16 protein-coding genes are annotated in these 16775 nt (G+C 71.5%); 7 read left to right on the forward strand and 9 right to left on the reverse strand.

The features are described from left to right. The first annotated feature begins 7 nt into the window (after nt 1-7). From ACIBG6_RS11655 to ACIBG6_RS11665, 3 genes are read left to right on the forward strand one after another with little or no spacing between them, the layout of a single operon-like run. Nucleotides 8-991 carry a LysR family transcriptional regulator gene (locus ACIBG6_RS11655; protein ID WP_399222386.1) on the forward strand — a complete coding sequence of 328 codons (984 nt, stop codon included), beginning with the start codon at nt 8-10 and terminating at the stop codon, nt 989-991. Beyond that, nucleotides 988-1737, forward strand: coding sequence for a DNA repair protein RecO (recO, locus tag ACIBG6_RS11660; RefSeq protein WP_055643554.1), 750 nt, complete (start codon nt 988-990; stop codon nt 1735-1737). The genes ACIBG6_RS11655 and recO overlap by 4 nt, the downstream gene beginning before the upstream one ends. 17 nt (nt 1738-1754) lie before the next feature. Beyond that, nucleotides 1755-2579, forward strand: coding sequence for an isoprenyl transferase (locus ACIBG6_RS11665; protein ID WP_399222387.1), 825 nt, complete (start codon nt 1755-1757; stop codon nt 2577-2579). A gap of 59 nt (nt 2580-2638) precedes the next feature. Here ACIBG6_RS11665 and ACIBG6_RS11670 read toward each other — a convergent pair whose 3' ends face one another. Then, entirely contained in the window at nt 2639-5374 is a 2736-nt protein-coding gene (locus ACIBG6_RS11670; RefSeq protein ID WP_399222388.1) for a M4 family metallopeptidase, read from the reverse strand. A 144-nt stretch (nt 5375-5518) separates the two neighbouring features. Continuing rightward, nucleotides 5519-6559, reverse strand: a complete 1041-nt coding sequence (locus ACIBG6_RS11675) for a helix-turn-helix transcriptional regulator (protein ID WP_399222389.1) — start codon at nt 6557-6559, stop codon at nt 5519-5521. Nucleotides 6560-6656: 97 nt separating this feature from the next. On the opposite strand from ACIBG6_RS11675, the gene ACIBG6_RS11680 reads away from it, so the two are divergent. Further along, a complete protein-coding gene (locus ACIBG6_RS11680) occupies nt 6657-7199 on the forward strand; it encodes a YcxB family protein (RefSeq protein ID WP_399222390.1) in 543 nt (180 codons plus the stop codon). A gap of 66 nt (nt 7200-7265) precedes the next feature. Here ACIBG6_RS11680 and ACIBG6_RS11685 read toward each other — a convergent pair whose 3' ends face one another. The 4 genes from ACIBG6_RS11685 to ACIBG6_RS11700 form a co-directional block, all read right to left on the reverse strand. Beyond that, on the reverse strand, nt 7266-7676 hold the full coding sequence (locus ACIBG6_RS11685; protein ID WP_399222391.1) for a Fur family transcriptional regulator: 411 nt from the start codon (nt 7674-7676) through the stop codon (nt 7266-7268). 61 nt (nt 7677-7737) lie between these two features. After that, complete coding sequence (locus ACIBG6_RS11690) at nt 7738-8634, reverse strand: metal ABC transporter permease (protein WP_399222392.1); 897 nt, start codon at nt 8632-8634, stop codon at nt 7738-7740. A gap of 27 nt (nt 8635-8661) precedes the next feature. After that, nucleotides 8662-9435: a metal ABC transporter ATP-binding protein gene (locus tag ACIBG6_RS11695; protein ID WP_399222393.1), complete on the reverse strand. Its 774-nt coding sequence runs from the start codon at nt 9433-9435 to the stop codon at nt 8662-8664. A 29-nt stretch (nt 9436-9464) separates the two neighbouring features. Continuing rightward, the gene (locus tag ACIBG6_RS11700; RefSeq protein ID WP_399222394.1) at nt 9465-10475 is read right to left on the reverse strand and encodes a metal ABC transporter substrate-binding protein; all 1011 of its coding nucleotides are present in this window, start codon (nt 10473-10475) and stop codon (nt 9465-9467) included. Nucleotides 10476-10641: 166 nt separating this feature from the next. On the opposite strand from ACIBG6_RS11700, the gene ACIBG6_RS11705 reads away from it, so the two are divergent. Then, a complete protein-coding gene (locus ACIBG6_RS11705; RefSeq protein WP_399222396.1) occupies nt 10642-12021 on the forward strand; it encodes a glycine--tRNA ligase in 1380 nt (459 codons plus the stop codon). 98 nt (nt 12022-12119) lie between these two features. On the opposite strand, the gene ACIBG6_RS11710 is transcribed toward ACIBG6_RS11705, so the two are convergent. Together ACIBG6_RS11710 and ACIBG6_RS11715 are read right to left on the reverse strand one after the other, a co-directional pair. Next, nucleotides 12120-12713, reverse strand: coding sequence for a TetR family transcriptional regulator (locus ACIBG6_RS11710; RefSeq protein ID WP_399222397.1), 594 nt, complete (start codon nt 12711-12713; stop codon nt 12120-12122). Between the two features lie 16 nt (nt 12714-12729). Continuing rightward, nucleotides 12730-13767: an aldo/keto reductase gene (locus ACIBG6_RS11715; RefSeq protein ID WP_399222398.1), complete on the reverse strand. Its 1038-nt coding sequence runs from the start codon at nt 13765-13767 to the stop codon at nt 12730-12732. A gap of 229 nt (nt 13768-13996) precedes the next feature. Here ACIBG6_RS11715 and ACIBG6_RS11720 point away from each other — a divergent pair, with 229 nt between their 5' ends. Continuing rightward, entirely contained in the window at nt 13997-14209 is a 213-nt protein-coding gene (locus ACIBG6_RS11720; protein ID WP_399222399.1) for a DUF6243 family protein, read from the forward strand. A gap of 53 nt (nt 14210-14262) precedes the next feature. Here ACIBG6_RS11720 and ACIBG6_RS11725 read toward each other — a convergent pair whose 3' ends face one another. Next, complete coding sequence (locus ACIBG6_RS11725) at nt 14263-15705, reverse strand: MFS transporter (RefSeq protein ID WP_399222400.1); 1443 nt, start codon at nt 15703-15705, stop codon at nt 14263-14265. 110 nt (nt 15706-15815) lie between these two features. Between ACIBG6_RS11725 and ACIBG6_RS11730 the strand changes: the two genes are divergently transcribed. After that, nucleotides 15816-16733, forward strand: coding sequence for a helix-turn-helix domain-containing protein (locus ACIBG6_RS11730; RefSeq protein ID WP_399222687.1), 918 nt, complete (start codon nt 15816-15818; stop codon nt 16731-16733). The last annotated feature ends 42 nt before the right edge of the window (nt 16734-16775 follow it).

Consider the following 16775-nt stretch of genomic DNA (forward strand, 5'->3'; position numbering starts at 1 on the left):
GCTGGTTATGGAGCTTCGCCAGCTGCGGTACTTCCTCGCCGTCGTCGAGGAGGCCAACTTCACCCGGGCCGCCGCCCGGCTCCACCTCGCGCAGCCGGGGGTGAGCGCCCAGATCCGGCAGCTGGAGCGGGAGCTGGGGCAGCCGCTCCTCGACCGCTCCGGCCGGACGGTGACCACGACCGCCGTCGGTGAGGCGGTCCTCCCCTTCGCGCGGGCGGCGCTCGCGGCCGTCGAGGGGATGCGGCTGACCGTGGACGAGTTCGCCGGGCTCGTCCGGGGACAGGTCACCGTCGGACTCGTGTCAGGTGCCGCCGCCGCCGACGAGTTCGACGTCGCCGCCGCCCTGGCCGACTTCCACGACGACCACCCGCACGTGGAGATCTCCCTCACCGACGACACGTCGGAGCGGATGCTCGCAGCCCTGCGCCGCGGCGAACTCGACCTCGCGGTGATCGGCCTCGCCGAGGAGGAGCCCCCGCAGGGCGTCGGCCTCCAGGTCCTCGTCGACGTGCCCCTGGTCGCCGCCATGGCCGCGGACGACCCGCTGCTCACCGCCCTCGAAGGCCGCGCGACGCTCCCGCTCGCCGCGCTCGCCGGCCGTCCCCTCATCAGCCTTCCGCGCGGCACCGGACTGCGCGGCGTCCTCGAGCGCGCCTGTACGCAGGCGGGCTTCCGGCCCCATGTCGCCTTCGAGGCCGCCGTTCCCCACGTCCTGGCGCGGCTCGCCGCCCGCGGCCTCGGTGTCGCGGTCCTCCCGGATCCCCCGCTCGGGGCGGCGGACGCGCTGGGGCTCCGTACCCTTCCCCTCGCCGAACCGGCACTCCGTGGCAGGGTCGCCCTCGCCTGGCCGGCGGACGGGCCCGCCGCCCCGGCGGCGGCCGCCCTCCTCGCCCGTATGCGGAAAGCGTTCCCGGAAGTCCGACCGGAAGTCCGACCGGATGTCCGGCCCGTGGTCGGCCCGCCCCCGCCGTACGGGAGAATGGGCCCATGAGTCTGTTCCGCGACGACGGCATCGTGCTGCGCACCCAGAAGCTGGGTGAAGCGGACCGCATCATCACGATCCTCACGCGCGGTCACGGGCGCGTACGCGCCGTCGCGCGCGGGGTGCGGCGGACGAAGTCGAAGTTCGGGGCGCGGCTCGAACCGTTCTCGCACGTGGACGTGCAGTTCTTCGCCCGGGGGAGTGAGCTGGTCGGACGCGGGCTGCCGCTCTGCACGCAGAGCGAGACGATCGCCGCGTACGGCGGCGGGATCGTCACCGACTACGCCCGGTACACCGCCGGCACGGCCATGCTGGAGACGGCGGAACGGTTCACCGACCACGAGGGCGAACCCGCCGTGCAGCAGTACCTGCTGCTGGTGGGCGGTCTGCGGACCCTCGCGCGCGGCGAGCACGCGCCCCACCTCATCCTCGACGCCTTCCTCCTCCGCTCGCTCGCCGTGAACGGCTACGCGCCCAGCTTCGACGACTGCGCGAAATGCGGACTCCACGGTCCGAACCGGTTCTTTTCGGTCGGAGCGGGTGGGGTCATATGCGGCGACTGCCGGGTGCCCGGAAGCGTCGTACCCTCTGCGGAGGCCATCGGCCTGCTCAGCGCGCTGCTCACCGGCGACTGGGCGACGGCGGACGCGTGCGAGCCGCGTCACGTCAGGGAGGGCAGCGGACTCGTGTCCGCCTATCTGCACTGGCACCTGGAGCGCGGCCTGCGCTCCCTGCGGTACGTAGAGAAAAGCTAGGTAGGAGAGACCACGTCATGGCCATCGCACGACTGCTCGGTCGCCAGCGCCGGGAGTACAGCACCCCCGAGCCGCACCCCTCCGGCGCCCGCCCGCCGAAGCTCCAGTCCGAGCTCGTCCCGGAGCACGTCGCGATCGTCATGGACGGCAACGGCCGCTGGGCCAAGGAGCGCGGCCTGCCCCGCACCGAGGGCCACAAGGTCGGCGCCGAGCAGGTGCTCGACGTGCTCCAGGGCGCGATCGAGATGGGCGTGGGGTCGATCTCGCTCTACGCCTTCTCCACCGAGAACTGGAAGCGCTCGCCCGAGGAGGTGCGCTTCCTGATGAACTTCAACCGCGACTTCATCCGCAAGTCCCGCGACCAGCTCGACTCGCTCGGCGTGCGGGTGCGCTGGGTCGGCCGGATGCCCAAGCTGTGGAAGTCGGTGGCCAAGGAGCTCCAGGTCGCGCAGGAGCAGACCAAGGACAACACCAAGCTCACGCTGTACTTCTGCATGAACTACGGCGGTCGCGCGGAGCTCACGGACGCGATGCAGGCGATGGGCGAGGACGTGAAGGCGGGTCGGCTGGACCCGTCGAAGATCACCGAGAAGACCATCCAGAAGTACCTCTACTACCCGGACATGCCGGACGTGGACCTGTTCCTGCGGCCCAGCGGCGAGCAGCGCACCTCCAACTACCTGATCTGGCAGAGCGCGTACGCCGAGATGGTCTTCCAGGACGTGCTGTGGCCCGACTTCGACCGCCGCGACCTGTGGCGGGCATGCGTCGAGTACGCCCAGCGCGACCGTCGCTTCGGCGGCGTCGACCCGGCCGACATGGCCGTCCTCGACAAGGGCTGAGCCGAACGAGGCCCGAGCCGTACGGACCGACCGTCCGTACGGCTCGGGCCTTCTGCCGCCTACGCGCAGGTGCCGGCGAAGGTCGCCCGGGTCACCACGTCCGTCGAGGCGGCCGTCGTGTCCAGCCAGGCCGTCCGCTGCCCGTCGCCCAGCGACGGGGCCAACTGGAAGCCGGAGGAGCAGGAGACCCTGCTGTACACCGGAGTGCCGGCCAGCACGTCCGCGACGGGGGCCGTGTACACCTTGCCGATCGTGCCGTTCCAGCCGCCGAGGGCGGCCGAGGCGTCGTACGTCGAGTAGGCGAAGTACTCGTCGCTGACGGAGAACTGGCCGGAGTACGCCTGGGACGGCTTGCCGATCTTCTTCTTCTGGGTGAGATCGGTCAGTGGCGCCGACCAGAACGCGTCGCTGCTGAAGAGGAACGACGTCGTCTCGCGCCAGAAGACCCGGTCCCCGGTGAGCTGGATGTCCGTGATCTCGCCGAAGATGTACGACTGGATCCGCACGCGCTGCGCGGTGCCGGCGGCGATGTCGTACACGTTGAGGTGGTCGCCGTCGTTGTCCCGCCAGGCCACCTTGCCGTGCTTCATGGTCAGGCGGTCGGCGTTGGTGCCCGTGGCCGGGGTCAGATTGACCGTGGTGCCGTCGCGGTCCAGGAGCATGACGTCGGACTCGCCGTCCCGCCTGTCGATGTAGACGAGCCGGCCGTCCTCGGTCACGGGCTGCAGCTCGTCGCCCGGGCCGTCCACCAGCTTGCGGATCGGGCCCTGGCCCTTCTCCTGCGTGGAGTACACGCCGACGGAGTCGGCGGTGACGCGGGTGAAGACGATGCGGTCGTCGTCGAGGGACGGGTCGAGGAGGTAGGCGTCCTGCTGGGCCAGCTCACGCTGCGGGTGCTTGCCGAAGCGGCCGACCGTGATGCCGAAGCCCGCGCTGCCCGCGCCCCACGCGACGGCGTCGCCGTGGCCGATCGCGTACACGTCGCCGTTGATCTGCGCGGCCTGCTCGTCGACGGCGCCGGCGTACACCTCGTACGCGGGCAGGACGTCGCCGGCGAGCGTGGTCCCGTCATGGGTGCCGGACGCGCGCTCCCAGCCCTCCTGGATGCCGTGGTCGTCGAAGGCCCTGGCGATGGCCTCACTGTCGGCCCGGGAGACCTTGAGCGACTTCGCGGCGAGGGTGACCGCGTTCCGCATGTCCGAGAAGCCGGAGAGCGGGGTCAGGTAGTTCTGTGCCGCCCGGTAGACGATCCTGTCCGCGAGCGCCGGGTCCAGGGCCTTGCGCATGTCCCACATCGCGCCGGACACCACGGTCGAGTTGAGGTGCACCCCACCGTTGTCGATGTCGAGCGAGACCGGGAGGTGGTCCTCGCCCGCGACCCGGCCGTCGTTCATGTCGCGCAGGGCGCACTCGGCGAGCGGCTTGGTGCCGTTGCAGAGGTGCTCGCCGATCAGGCCCGACGTCGGGTCGCTCATGGCGACGCCCTTGTCGGCGGTCTCCATGGCGTTGCCGAAGTAGTCGGAGATCGCCTCGTTGAGGGCGCCGGACTGGTTGAGGTAGACGAGACCCGCGCTGTGCTCGGTGACGCCGTGGGTCATCTCGTGGCCGACGACGTCGAGGCCGACGGAGAGCGGGACGCCGCCCATGTGGCCGTAGACCATCTTGGTGCCGTCCCAGAAGGCGTTGGCGTAGTCCTTGCCGTTGGCGGCGACGTTGACGACGGAGTGGATCGTGCCGCCCTTGCCGTCGACGCCGTCACGGCCGAGCCGGTTCTTGAGGTAGTCGTAGACCTTGCTCGCGTTGACGTGCGCGTCGACCGCGCCGGAGGCGGTCGCCGTACCCGCGAAACGGTTCGTGGGGGAGGAGACGATCGTCGTGCCCTCGCGGACCGGGCCGTAGGCGACGTCCAGGTAGCTCTGCCGGTTCGCGTCGTACGTGACGACCTGGCCGCCGGTCACCGGGAACATCGCCCGCGCCGAGTCGACCAGGGTGTACGAGCCGTCCGCCTCCTTGTTCACGTCGAGCGGGGTCTCCGTACCGTCGACGCGGACGCCCGTGCCCTTCCCGGGAGCGGCGGGAGCGGCGGCGGCGCCTTCGGCCGCCGTCGCGGCGTCGATGTTGTTGTACGAGAGGGCGATTCCGCCGACGTGTGCGTCGACGAAGACCTCCTGGCGCAGCGGCTCGCCGGCCGCCGTCGCACCCGTCACCGTGAAGTGCCAGGCGAGCCGGCCGCCGTCCGCACCCGGCAGGACCGTCAGGCCGTGGCGCTCGGTCGCCGTGCCCTCGGCGGCCGCGAGGCGCGTGTCCAGGGTGTGCATCCGCCGCTCGGCGGTGGCCTCGGAGACCTTCGGGGTGGTGGAGACGGTCAGCTCCGGGTAGAGCGTGCCCGTCGCGGAGGTCACGTGCTGACCGCCGTCGGCCGCCTCCGTCTGCACCGCGTACTCGGCGCCGAAGACCGGCACGCCGTTCCGCTTCTGCTGGAAACGGACAGCGGACTGGCCGGCGTCGGCGCTCGTCCTGACCGTCGCGAGGTCGGACTCCGGTACGCGGTACGTGTCCTGGTGGTCCTTCAGATGGGCGCGGGCCGCCTCCGCCGGGGTGCCCGGACGGGCGGCGGCGCCGTCGAGGCCCTGGGTCATGCGCGGCGCGACCGTCGCCTCCCGCGTGGCGGCCGGGGTGGGCTCGTTCACCTCCTCGGCCTGCGCCGGAGCGGTCAGCAGCACCGAACCGGTGGCCGCCATGACCACACCGGTCGCGAGCATCCGGCGTATCCGTCGGGTTCTCTGAGTCCTCACGAAGCCCTCCCCATCACACACGTTCGCGAGGGTCTGAGGGACCCTCGCGACTGATGGGGTCGATGGTTCGGTAGGCGGGGTTCCGCTTACAAGGGGTGAGGTGCGGCGCAAAGCCGCCCAGGCGTAAAGCCGCCTCGTTCCGTCCTACGGCGCGGGCAGCCAGCCCGACTCCGAAGCGTGCCAGCCGAGTTGGAACCGGGTCGCCGCCCCCACCGACTCCATCAGCTCGTGCAGCCGCCGCTGCACCGTCCGGTGCCCGATCCCCAACTGGCGGGCGATCGCCGCGTCCGTGAGCCCCACGTGCAGCAGCGCCACGATCTGCCGGTCCACCGGATCGAGCGGGCCCGACCCGTCGCACTCCGACCCCCGGACGGCCGGGTGCAACTCCCTGCCGAGCGCGAAGTACTGCTCGAACAGCGAGATCAGGGCCGTGAGCAGACCACTGCGGTGCACCACGAGGGCCACCGGCTCCGTCTCCTCCCGCTCGGGATCCAGCGGCAGCAGCGCCACGTCCTCGTCGACCACCACCAGCTTGATCGGCAGCGACTCCGTCACCGAGATCCGCTGACCCTCCGACGCCAGGTCGGTGAGCCACCGGGCCGCCCGGGGCTCCTCCAGCCACGCCCGTGCCACCACCGACCGCACGACCACACCCCGGCGCATCGACTCGCGTTCGACCTCGTCGACGTTGTCCTCGAAGGTGATCGCGACCGCCCGGTCCATCGCCGGCACCAGCGACCGCACCTCGTGCCGCGCCTTCCGCTGCATCTCCACAAGGCGCCGCCGGATCGCCGCCGCCCCCGACAGCACCTCCACCGGTGCCCCGCCCGTCCGTGACTGCGCCGCCCGGTGCCGCTCGGCCAGCTCGGAGACGAAGTGCTCGACCCGGTGCAGTGCGGACCGGCGCGACTCCAGGAGCGGGCCCAGCGCGAGGACGGGCGACGCGGCCCGGTACCGTACGCCGTCCTCGTCCCGCTCGGCGCTCGCGAGCCCCCGGTCGACGAGGTCCCGCAGCGCGCGGGCGACGGCCCCGGGGTCCGCGCCGGGCTCCGTGACCGACGCCGGGACGCTGTCGGGACGGTCGACGAGCAGCCGGTAGACGGCGTCCTGCTCGGCGTCGAGACCGAGGAGCGAGAGCAGCGAGGAGTCGGGGGCCGGAGACAGGTCTTTCGGCGTGCTCTCCATGCGCTTCCCCTCCGGCGGCCGACGACGGGGCCAGGGTAAGCGGGATGATCGAAAACCGGTACGGTGCCCGGTTGCCCGTACCGCTACGATCGCCGCCGTGAACGAAGCGACGGAGAACAGCACTCGGGACGGGCTCGAACTCGTCTACCCCCCGGTGTTCGCGGACGTGCGCGAGGCCGTACGGATACGGATGCGGGCCCTCCTGTGGTGGCGGCTGCTGCGATGGGCGGCGTGGGGCGCGTTCGTCCTCACCCTCCTCGCCTCCGGCGTGGCCCTGCTGCCGCCCACGCCGGATCCGGGCGTGGTGGTCAAGCTGGTGGGGCTCGGCCTGGTGGCCGTGGGCGCCGCCGAGCTGGCGCCCTGGCTCGTCGCCCGCAGCTTCTTCCTGGCGGTCAGGTCCCAGGGCGAGGCCACGGCCGTCGTCGAGGAGGACGGGGTGCGCTGGACCTCCCGGGACGCCGACACGACGATCCGGTGGGCGCTCATGCCCCGGTACGTGGAAACGCCCCGGCTCTTCGTGCTGCTCACGGCGAAGAAGTCCGGCAGCGGCTTCGCGTACCTGCCGAAGCGGGGCCTCGCGGGGCCCGGCGAGGCGGACCGGCTGCGGGCGGCCCTGGACCGGAACATCAGCAAGGTCTGACACGGCGAGGAGCGGGCCTGTACCGAAGGGATTCGGTACAGGCCCGCTCTCGTATCCGTACAGGGGCTACTTCATCGCGCACTCCGCGCACGTGCCGAAGATCTCGACCGTGTGCGCCACGTTCACGAAGCCGTGCTCCGAGGCGACCGTCTCGGCCCACTGCTCGACCATCGGGCCCTCCACCTCCACGGCCTTGCCGCAGACGCGGCACACCAGATGGTGGTGGTGGTCGCCGGTCGAGCAGCGGCGATAGACGGTCTCGCCCTCGCTCGTGCGCAGCGCGTCGACCTCGCCCGCGTCCGCGAGGGACTGGAGCGTGCGGTAGACGGTGGTGAGGCCGACCGAGTCGCCGCGGTGCTTGAGCATGTCGTGCAGCTCCTGGGCGCTGCGGAACTCGTCCACCTCGTTCAGCGCCGCCGACACGGCGGCCCGCTGCTTGGTCGAGCGGCCTCGTACGGGGGGTCCTGCCGTCACCACGAGGGCCTCCTTGAGTGCTTGTCTGCCCCCGCCATTCTGCCAGTCCCCCGTGTGCTTGAGGTCAGACCACCTTCACGTCGTCCGTGGGCTGCCTGGTGGCCGGGAGCGGGGCGTCGCAGTTCGCCGCGCCCGCCTCGGCCGCCCGGGCCCGCCGCTTGGCGAGCGGGGTGGCGAGAAGGGTCAGGAGGACGAAGACGCCGATCGCGTACAGGACGATCGTCGCGCCGGGCGGGACGTCCTGGTAGTACGAGGTGGCCGTGCCCGCCAGGGTGACCGTGATGCCGGTCGCCACCGCGAGGACGAAGGTCGCACGGAACGACTTCGTCAGCTGCTGGGCCGCCGCCACCGGCACCACCATGAGCGCGCTGACGAGGAGCAGGCCCACGACCCGCATGGCGACCGTGACCGTCACCGCGGCCGTGACCGCGATCAGCAGGTTCAGGGCGCGCACCGGCAGGCCGGTGACCCGCGCGAACTCCTCGTCCTGGCTGACGGCGAAGAGCTGGCGGCGCAGGCCGACCGTGACGAGGACCACGAAGGCGGCGAGGATCGCGATCGCGGTGATGTCCTCGGACGAGACCGTGGAGAGCGAGCCGAAGAGGTACGAGCTGAGGTTGGCGTTCGAGCCGGTCGGCGAGAGGTTGATCAGCAGGACGCCGCCGGCCATGCCGCCGTAGAAGAGCAGGGCGAGCGCGAGGTCGCCGCGGGTCTTCCCGTACGCCCGGATCAGCTCCATGGCGACCGAGCCCACGACGGCGACGAGGGTCGCCATCCAGACGGGGCTGGAGTTCAGCAGGAAGCCGAGACCGACACCGGTCATGGCGACGTGGCCGATGCCGTCGCCCATCAGCGCCTGGCGGCGCTGGACGAGGTAGATGCCGACGGCGGGCGCGGTGATACCGACGAGCACGGCCGCGAGGAGCGCGCGCTGCATGAAGGCGAGATCGAGCATTTCCATGATCAGGTCAGCTTCCTAGGGTCGGCTTCAGGTCAGCAGACCCGTACGGAGCGGCTCACCGGCCGCGTGCGGGTGGACGTGGTCGTGGCCGGGCAGCGCGTGCTGGCCGACCGCCTCCGGCGGCGGGCCGTCGTGGACGACGCAGCCGTCGCGGAGGACGACGGCCCGGTCGATCAGCGGCTCCAGCGGGCCCAGCTCGTGCAGGACGAGGAGGACGGACGTACCGCCCGCGACCTGCTCGCGCAGGGTCGCGGCGAGGATCTCCTGGCTCGCGAGGTCCACGCCGGCCATCGGCTCGTCCATGATCAGCAGCTCGGGCTCGGAGGCGAGCGCGCGGGCGATCAGCACGCGCTGGTGCTGGCCGCCGGAGAGCGCGGAGACGGAGTCCTTCGCGCGGTCGGCGAGACCGACGAGCTCGATGGCCGCCTCGACGGCGGCCTTGTCGGCCTTCGTCAGCCAGCCGAAGCGGCGACGGGAGAGCCGGCCGGAGGCGACGACCTCGCGGATGGTGGCGGGGACGCCGCTCGCCGCTGTGGTGCGCTGCGGTACGTAGCCGACGCGCGCCCAGTCGCGGAACCGCTTCTGCTCCGTGCCGAACAGCTCGATCCGGCCGCCGGTCAGCGGCACCTGGCCGATGACGGAGCGGACGGCGGTCGACTTGCCCGAGCCGTTGGCGCCGAGCAGGGCGACGACCTCGCCGCGGTGGACGGTGAGGTCGACGCCCCGGAGGACGGGCCGGCCGCCGAGGGCCGCCGTCGCTCCGCGGACGGAGATGACGGGATCCGGTTCCAGCGCTGCCATGGCTCCTGCCTCCTGCTGTGCTGCTGCGGTCACTTGGCGCCGAGGGCCTTCTTCAGCGCGGCGAGGTTGGACTGCATGACCTCGATGTAGTCATCGCCCTTGGACTTGTCCGTGATTCCCTCCAGCGGGTCGAGCACGTCGGTCGTGAGACCGGTGTCGCCCGCGAGGGTCTTGGCGGTCTTGTCGCTCGTGAGGGTCTCGAAGAAGACCGTGGTGACCTTCTCCTTCTTCGCCTTGTCCTGGAGTTCCTTGATCCGGGCGGGGCTCGGCTCGGACTCGGGGTCGATGCCGGTGATGCCCTCCTGGTCCAGGCCGTACCGCTCGGCGAGGTAGCCGAAGGCGGAGTGGGTGGTGATGAAGGTCTTCGTGGCGGTGTTCTCGAGGCCCGTCTCGAACTCGGTGTTCAGCGCGCCGAGCTTCTTCACCAGGGCGTCGGTGTTCTTCTCGTAGTCCGCGGCGTTGGCCGGGTCGGCCTTCTCCAGGGCGGTGCCGACACCCTTGGCGACCTCGGCGTACTTCACGGGGTCGAGCCAGATGTGCGGGTCGGTGCCGGCCTCGGAGCCGTGGTCGTGGCCCTCTTCCTCGGCCGCGTGCTCCTCGCCGGCGTGCCCGGCGTGCTCCTCGGCGGACTCGCCTTCGTGCTCGTGGCCGACCTCGGCGCCGTGCGCTTCGAGCTTCGTGAGGGTGGCGGCGTCGACGGTGTTCTCGACACCGGCCTGGGCGATGGCGTCGTCGACGGCGGGCTGGATGCCCTTGAGGTAGAGGATGACGTCGGCCTCGCCGAGCTCGCCGATCTGCTTCGGCTTGAGCTCCAGGTCGTGGGGTTCGACGCCGGGCTTGGTGAGCGTGTCGACGGCGACGTGCTCGCCGCCTATCTGCTCGGCCAGGTACTGCATGGGGTAGAACGACGCGACGACGTCCAGCTTGCCGCTGCTCCCCTTGTCGGCGGCGTCCGAGGTGCCGCAGGCGGAGAGGGAGACGAGACCGAGCGCGACGGCTCCGGCGAGGGCGGTGGTGGGTATCAGGCGTCGTACGTTCATGACACTCATTTTCAACAAAACTGGAAACGATTGTCAATTGTCGTATGTGTGGCTCCGCCCACGCCGGGCCTCGCGCTCCCACGGCACCGAACCGATTTGATACAGGGGGTGCGGGCGCCGGTAACCTGTGGCATTCGCACTTCGTCGTCGTAATGAAGAGAGCACCGTGGCCGCCGACAAGATCGACACCATCGTCAGCCTGAGCAAGCGCCGTGGCTTCGTCTACCCGTGCAGCGAGATCTACGGTGGCCAGCGCGCCGCCTGGGACTACGGACCGCTGGGTGTCGAACTCAAGGAGAACCTGAAGCGTCAGTGGTGGCGGTACATGGTCACCGCGCGCGAGGACGTCGTCGGTATCGACTCGTCGGTGATCCTGGCCACCGAGGTCTGGGAGGCGTCCGGTCACGTCGCCACCTTCACGGACCCGCTGACCGAGTGCACCTCCTGCCACAAGCGCTTCCGCGCCGACCACCTGGAGGAGGCGTTCGAGGCGAAGCACGGCCGTCTCCCCGAGGGCCTCACCGAGCTCAACTGCCCCAACTGTGGCAACAAGGGCACCTTCACGGAGCCCAAGCAGTTCTCCGGCCTGCTCTCCACGCACCTCGGCCCGACCCAGGACTCCGGCTCCGTCGCCTACCTGCGCCCCGAGACCGCGCAGGGCATCTTCACCAACTTCGGCCAGGTGCTGCAGACCTCGCGCAAGAAGCCGCCGTTCGGCATCGCGCAGATGGGCAAGTCCTTCCGGAACGAGATCACTCCGGGCAACTTCATCTTCCGCACGCGCGAGTTCGAGCAGATGGAGATGGAGTTCTTCGTCAAGCCGGGCGAGGACGAGCAGTGGCAGGAATACTGGATGGAGCAGCGCTGGAACTGGTACACCGGCCTGGGTCTCCGCGAGGAGAACATGCGCTGGTTCGAGCACCCGGCGGAGAAGCTCTCCCACTACTCGAAGCGCACCGCGGACATCGAGTACCGCTTCTCGTTCGGTGGCAGCGAGTGGGGTGAGCTGGAGGGCGTCGCCAACCGCACGGACTACGACCTGAACGCGCACTCCAAGGCGTCCGGCAACGACCTGCAGTTCTTCGACCAGGAGGCCGGCGAGCGCTGGACCCCCTACGTCATCGAGCCGGCGGCCGGTGTCGGCCGGGCGATGCTGGCCTTCCTGCTCGACGCGTACACCGAGGACGAGGCCCCCAACGCCAAGGGCGTCATGGAGAAGCGCACCGTCCTGCGCCTCGACCCGCGCCTGGCCCCGATCAAGGTCGCGGTCCTGCCGCTGTCGCGCAACCCGCAGCTCTCGCCGAAGGCCAAGGGCCTCGCGGCCGACCTGCGTCAGAACTGGAACATCGAGTTCGACGACGCCGGCGCCATCGGCCGCCGCTACCGTCGCCAGGACGAGATCGGCACCCCGTTCTGCGTGACCGTCGACTTCGACACCCTCGACGACAACGCGGTGACCGTGCGCGAGCGCGACACCATGAAGCAGGAGCGCGTCTCCCTCGACCAGATCCAGGGCTACCTGGGCAGCCGCCTGCTCGGCTGCTGAGTCTGGTCGCGGTCTGATCGTCTTCGCAGGGAAGCCCCCGACTCCGGAAGGAGTCGGGGGCTTCCCTGCGTCTGGGTGCGTCGTGGGGTGTGGGCCTCTCAGCCCTCGGCCTTCAGGCCGCGCAGCAGCAGGGCGAGCACCGCGTCGAACTCCGCCTCGATCGTCGGGCGCCGCCACTCCGGGGCGTACACCGGGTCGTGGAAGCGGCCGGTCGCGTGGAACACCGCACGGGCCGTCGCCGCGGGGTCGGGGGCGGTGAACTCCCCGCTCCGCACGCCCTCCTCGACGATCTCCCGGACCTGACCGATCAGTACCTCGATGTGCTCCTCGACCACGCCGCTGGCCTCGTCGATCAGCACGCCGTACGTCGCGAACAGCTCGGGGTCGTCGCCCGCCTTGTGGCGCTTGGCCTCGAAGAGCGCGGCGAACCAGGACCTGAGCTTCTCGCCGGCCGGCCGGTCCGCGCCCGCGATCAGCCCGGCGAGCATCACCTCGGCGCGGCTCAGCCACCGCTCGGTGACGGCCTCGCGCAGGGCGGCCTTCGTGCGGAAGTGGCGGTAGACGCTGCCGTGGCTGACGCCGAGCACCCGGGCGACGTCCACGACGGTCGCCTTCGCGGGGCCGTAGCGCCGGAGCACCTCCTCCGTGGCTTCGAGGATGCGCTCGGCGGTCAGGGTCTCGGTGGCGGCCATGGAATGACACTACCTGTCAGTGCTCGCTGTCCAGGTGGGCCATCTGCGCCGCCGGGTACCGCTCGCCGGCCGCGGCGCCCGCCGGGACGGCCTCCTCGATGGCCGCCAGGTCGGCGGCGTCGAGCGTGACGTCCAGGGCGCCGAGCGCCTCCACGAGCCGGTCCCGGCGTCGGGCGCCGACCAGCGGGACGATGTCCGCGCCCTGTCGCTCGCCCTGTGCGAGGACCCAGGCGATCGCGGTCTGCGCGACCGTCACGCCCTTCGCCTCGGCGATCGTCCGCAGCCGGTCCACCAGGTCGAGGTTCCGGTGGAGGTTGTCGCCCTGGAAGCGGGGGGACATTCCGCGGAAGTCGCCCGCGCCGAGCTCCCGGTCCCGGGTGAAGTAGCCGCTGATCAGGCCGCGCGACAGCACTCCGTACGCCGTGATCCCGATGCCGAGCTCGCGCGCGGCCGGGAGGATCTTCTCCTCGATGGAGCGGGAGATCAGCGAGTACTCGATCTGGAGGTCCGCGATCGGGGCCACCGCCGCCGCTCTGCGCAGGGTGTCCGCGCCGACCTCGGAGAGGCCGATGTGCCGGACGTGCCCCGCCTCGACCAGCTCGGCGATGGCGCCGACGGTCTCCTCGATCGGCACGTCCGGGTCGACACGGGCGATCCGGTAGATGTCGATGTGGTCGGTGCCGAGGCGCTGGAGCGAGTACGCCGCGAAGTTCCTCACCGCCGCCGGACGGCCGTCGTATCCGGTGAAGCCGCCCTCGACCGTGCGCAGCGCACCGAACTTCACGCTGGTCAGCGCCTGCTCGCGGGCGGCCGCGGGGGCGCTCCGCAGGGCTTCGGCGATCAGCAGTTCGTTGTGCCCCATCCCGTAGAAGTCGCCCGTGTCGAGCAGGGTCACCCCGGCGTCCAGGGCGGCGTGGATGGTCGCGATCGACTCGGCGCGGTCGCTTTCCCCGTACAGCGCGGACATGCCCATGCAGCCGAGACCGAGGACGGAGACGGCGGGCCCGGTGGCGCCGAGCGGGCGGGTGGGGACGGGGTGCCGGGTGGTGGTCATGGCGGTCTCCTGGGGAGTCGACGGGAGGTGCGACAGAACAACCATGACATGACCGATGACAGATTTCAATATCTGTCATTCGTTTGGGTGGGGTGGCGAAAAACGGGTGCCGCCGCTTGGGTGCCGGGGTAGCGTCTTCGGCATGTCTTTGTTCTTCCAGATCTACGAGTGAGCGCGCCGCGCAGGCCGACCACCGACCACCTCACTGAACTGATTCGGGAGAACCCCCATGGGCAAGAGCCGTAACGACCTCCTCGGAGTCGGCGGACAGCGCAAGAAGCTGTCCCGCGCCGACCAGCACGGCACCGGCCGGAGCCGCGGTGCCGTCCACCGCACGGCCGACGAGCAGAAGCAGGAGCTCCTGAAGAAGATGCGCGAGCGCGCGCAGGGAGCCGAAGCCGCTGACACCGAAGCCGCTGACACCGCGGCCGGTCAGGAGTAGCCGGCGCCGTGTGAAACGGGCCCGAGGTCGTGAACACCTCGGGCCCGCCCGTTTCACCCCACCTGCTTCGGCAGCCGCAGCGCGAGCACCGCTGTCAGGAGCGCCATCGCGAGCTGGAGCAGGAGCGTCACCGTCAGGGCCGTGCCCGTCGAGTCCGAGGCGGACAGGCTCAGGAACAGCGTGCCGAGGGTGGCCACGCCCAGGGTCAGCGCCGTCTGCTGGGTCGTCACCATGACCCCGCTGCCCACGCCCGCCCGCTCCGGCGGCACCTCGGAGAGCACCACCCGGAAGAGCACCGGAAGCTGGAGGCCCTGCCCCAGCCCCGCGAGCGCCATGCCGGGAAGCAGGCTCCCCACCGACAGGTCCGGCCAGGAACGCCAGGCCGTCAGGGCGAGCAGCCCGAGACCGAGGGCCTGGAGCAGGGCCCCCACCGGAACCACCCGGGTGCCCCAGCGCCGTACGAGCCGGGGACCCGCGAGCGACGCCCCGAAGAAGGCCACGGCCATCGGGACGAGCGCCAGGCCCGAGGCCACCGCGCCCAGGCCCAGGCCCTGCTGGAGCGCCACCGCGATCACGAACATGAAGCCGCCGAAGCCGCCCGACAGCGGCAGGACGAGGATCAGACCGCGCCGCAGCGAGACCAGGTCGAGGAGGCTCGGCGGGACCAGCGGGGTGTCGCCCCGGCGCTCCGCCCGCCGCTCGACCCGCCAGAAGGCGCCCGCCGCGAACGGGAACACCGCGAGCGAGACCCAGGTCCACAGCGGCCAGCCGGCCGTCCGGCCCTCCGTCAGAGGGGCGAGCAGCGTGAGCATCGCGACCGCGAGGAGCAGGGTGCCCGGCACGTCCACCCGGGCCGGCCGGTCCGAGCGCGTCTCGGGCACGGTCCGCAGGGCGAGCAGCAGGCCGGCCACCGCCACCGGCACGTTCACCAGGAAGACCGCCCGCCAGCCCGAGCCCGCGAGGTCGGCGGCGACGAGGACGCCGCCCAGGATCTGACCGGTCACCATCGACAGGCCGGCGGTCGCCCCGTACAGGCTCAGGGCCTTCGCCCGACGCGCTCCCGCCGTCGACGCGTGGATGGTCGCGAGCACCTGCGGCAGCATCAGCGCCGCCGCGGCGCCCTGGGCCACCCGGGCCGCCACGAGGGTCCAGGCGTCCGGCGCGAGCCCGCAGGCCAGCGAGGTCAGGCCGAAGGCGGTCATGCCGACGAGGAAGAGGCGACGGCGCCCGAAGAGGTCGCCGAGGCGCCCACCGAGGACGAGGAGGACGGCGTACGACAGGCCGTACCCGGCCACGATCAGTTCGAGGAGGGACTCGCCGGCCGCCAGCTCCCGGCCGATCGACGGCAGGGCGACGTTGACGATGAAGAAGTCGATCAGCGGCAGCGAGGCGCCGAGGAGGACGGTGAACAGGCCCAAGGAGCCGAGCGCCGCGGGGCCGTGGCCGAGGGCCGGTGCGCCTGCCCGGGGGGACGTGGAAGTGGAGGTCGAAGTCACGCGGTCGACGATCCGCCCACGCTGAGCCTGGTACCAGAGTCTTCTTATCCTGGTAGAACCAGTACCTGGCAACCGGCCTGCCGCCCCGGCACCCTGGAGCAGTGACGACCATGACGACGACGGCGGTGGCGGCGTCGCCCGGGACCCGGCGGCACGAGCTCGCCGCCTTCCTGCGCAGCCGGCGCGAGCGCATCACCCCCGAACAGGTCGGCCTCCCGCGAGGCCGGCGCCGCCGCACGCCCGGCCTGCGCCGCGAGGAGGTCGCGCACCTCTCCGCCGTCGGCGTCACCTGGTACACCTGGCTGGAACAGGCCCGCGACATCCAGGTCTCCCCGCAGGTCCTCGACGCCCTCGCCGACGCGCTGCTCCTCGACCCGACCGAGCGGAGCCACCTCTTCGCCCTCGCCGGGCAGTCCGACCCGCACCCCGGGGCGCCCTCCCCGGCCGTCACGCCCGCACTGCGCCGGATGCTCGACCAGCTGGAACCGCTGCCCGCCGCCGTGCAGAACAGCAGGTTCGACTTCCTCGCCCACAACCGGACCTTCGGGCGGCTCTTCTGCGACCTGGACGCCCTGCCCCGCGAGGACCGTAACTCCCTCTGGCTCGCCTTCACCAACGAGGACTTCCGGGCCGCCGCCACCGACCTGCCGGACCTCCTCCCCATCCTCGCCGGGAAGCTCCGCGCCGCCATGGCCGAGCACCTGGCGGAGCCCGCCTGGAAGGCGCTCGTCCAGCGGCTCGAAGGGGCCTCGCGCGAATTCCGGGAGATCTGGGCCCGGCACGACGTGGTCGCCCCGGGCGGCCGCACCAAGGTCATCCACAATGCCCGCGTCGGTGTGCTCCGGTTCGAGCACACCAACCTGTGGCTCGGCCCGACGTCCGGACCGTGCCTCGTGACGTACGTCCCCGTGGACGAGAAGTCCCGGGCGGGCGTCGAGCGCCTCCTCGCCCTCGTGATCGAGGAGGAGGCTCGGGCCGTCGCTCCGAGCGGGGCAGCTCAGGACGAGCCGGCTCGGGCGTGCGGATAGTACGGCTGACTCATGACTGCCGGAGTGCGCGACAATGGCTCA

Source organism: Streptomyces sp. NPDC050842 (genome assembly GCF_044456565.1).
In the GTDB taxonomy this organism is placed as follows: domain Bacteria; phylum Actinomycetota; class Actinomycetes; order Streptomycetales; family Streptomycetaceae; genus Streptomyces.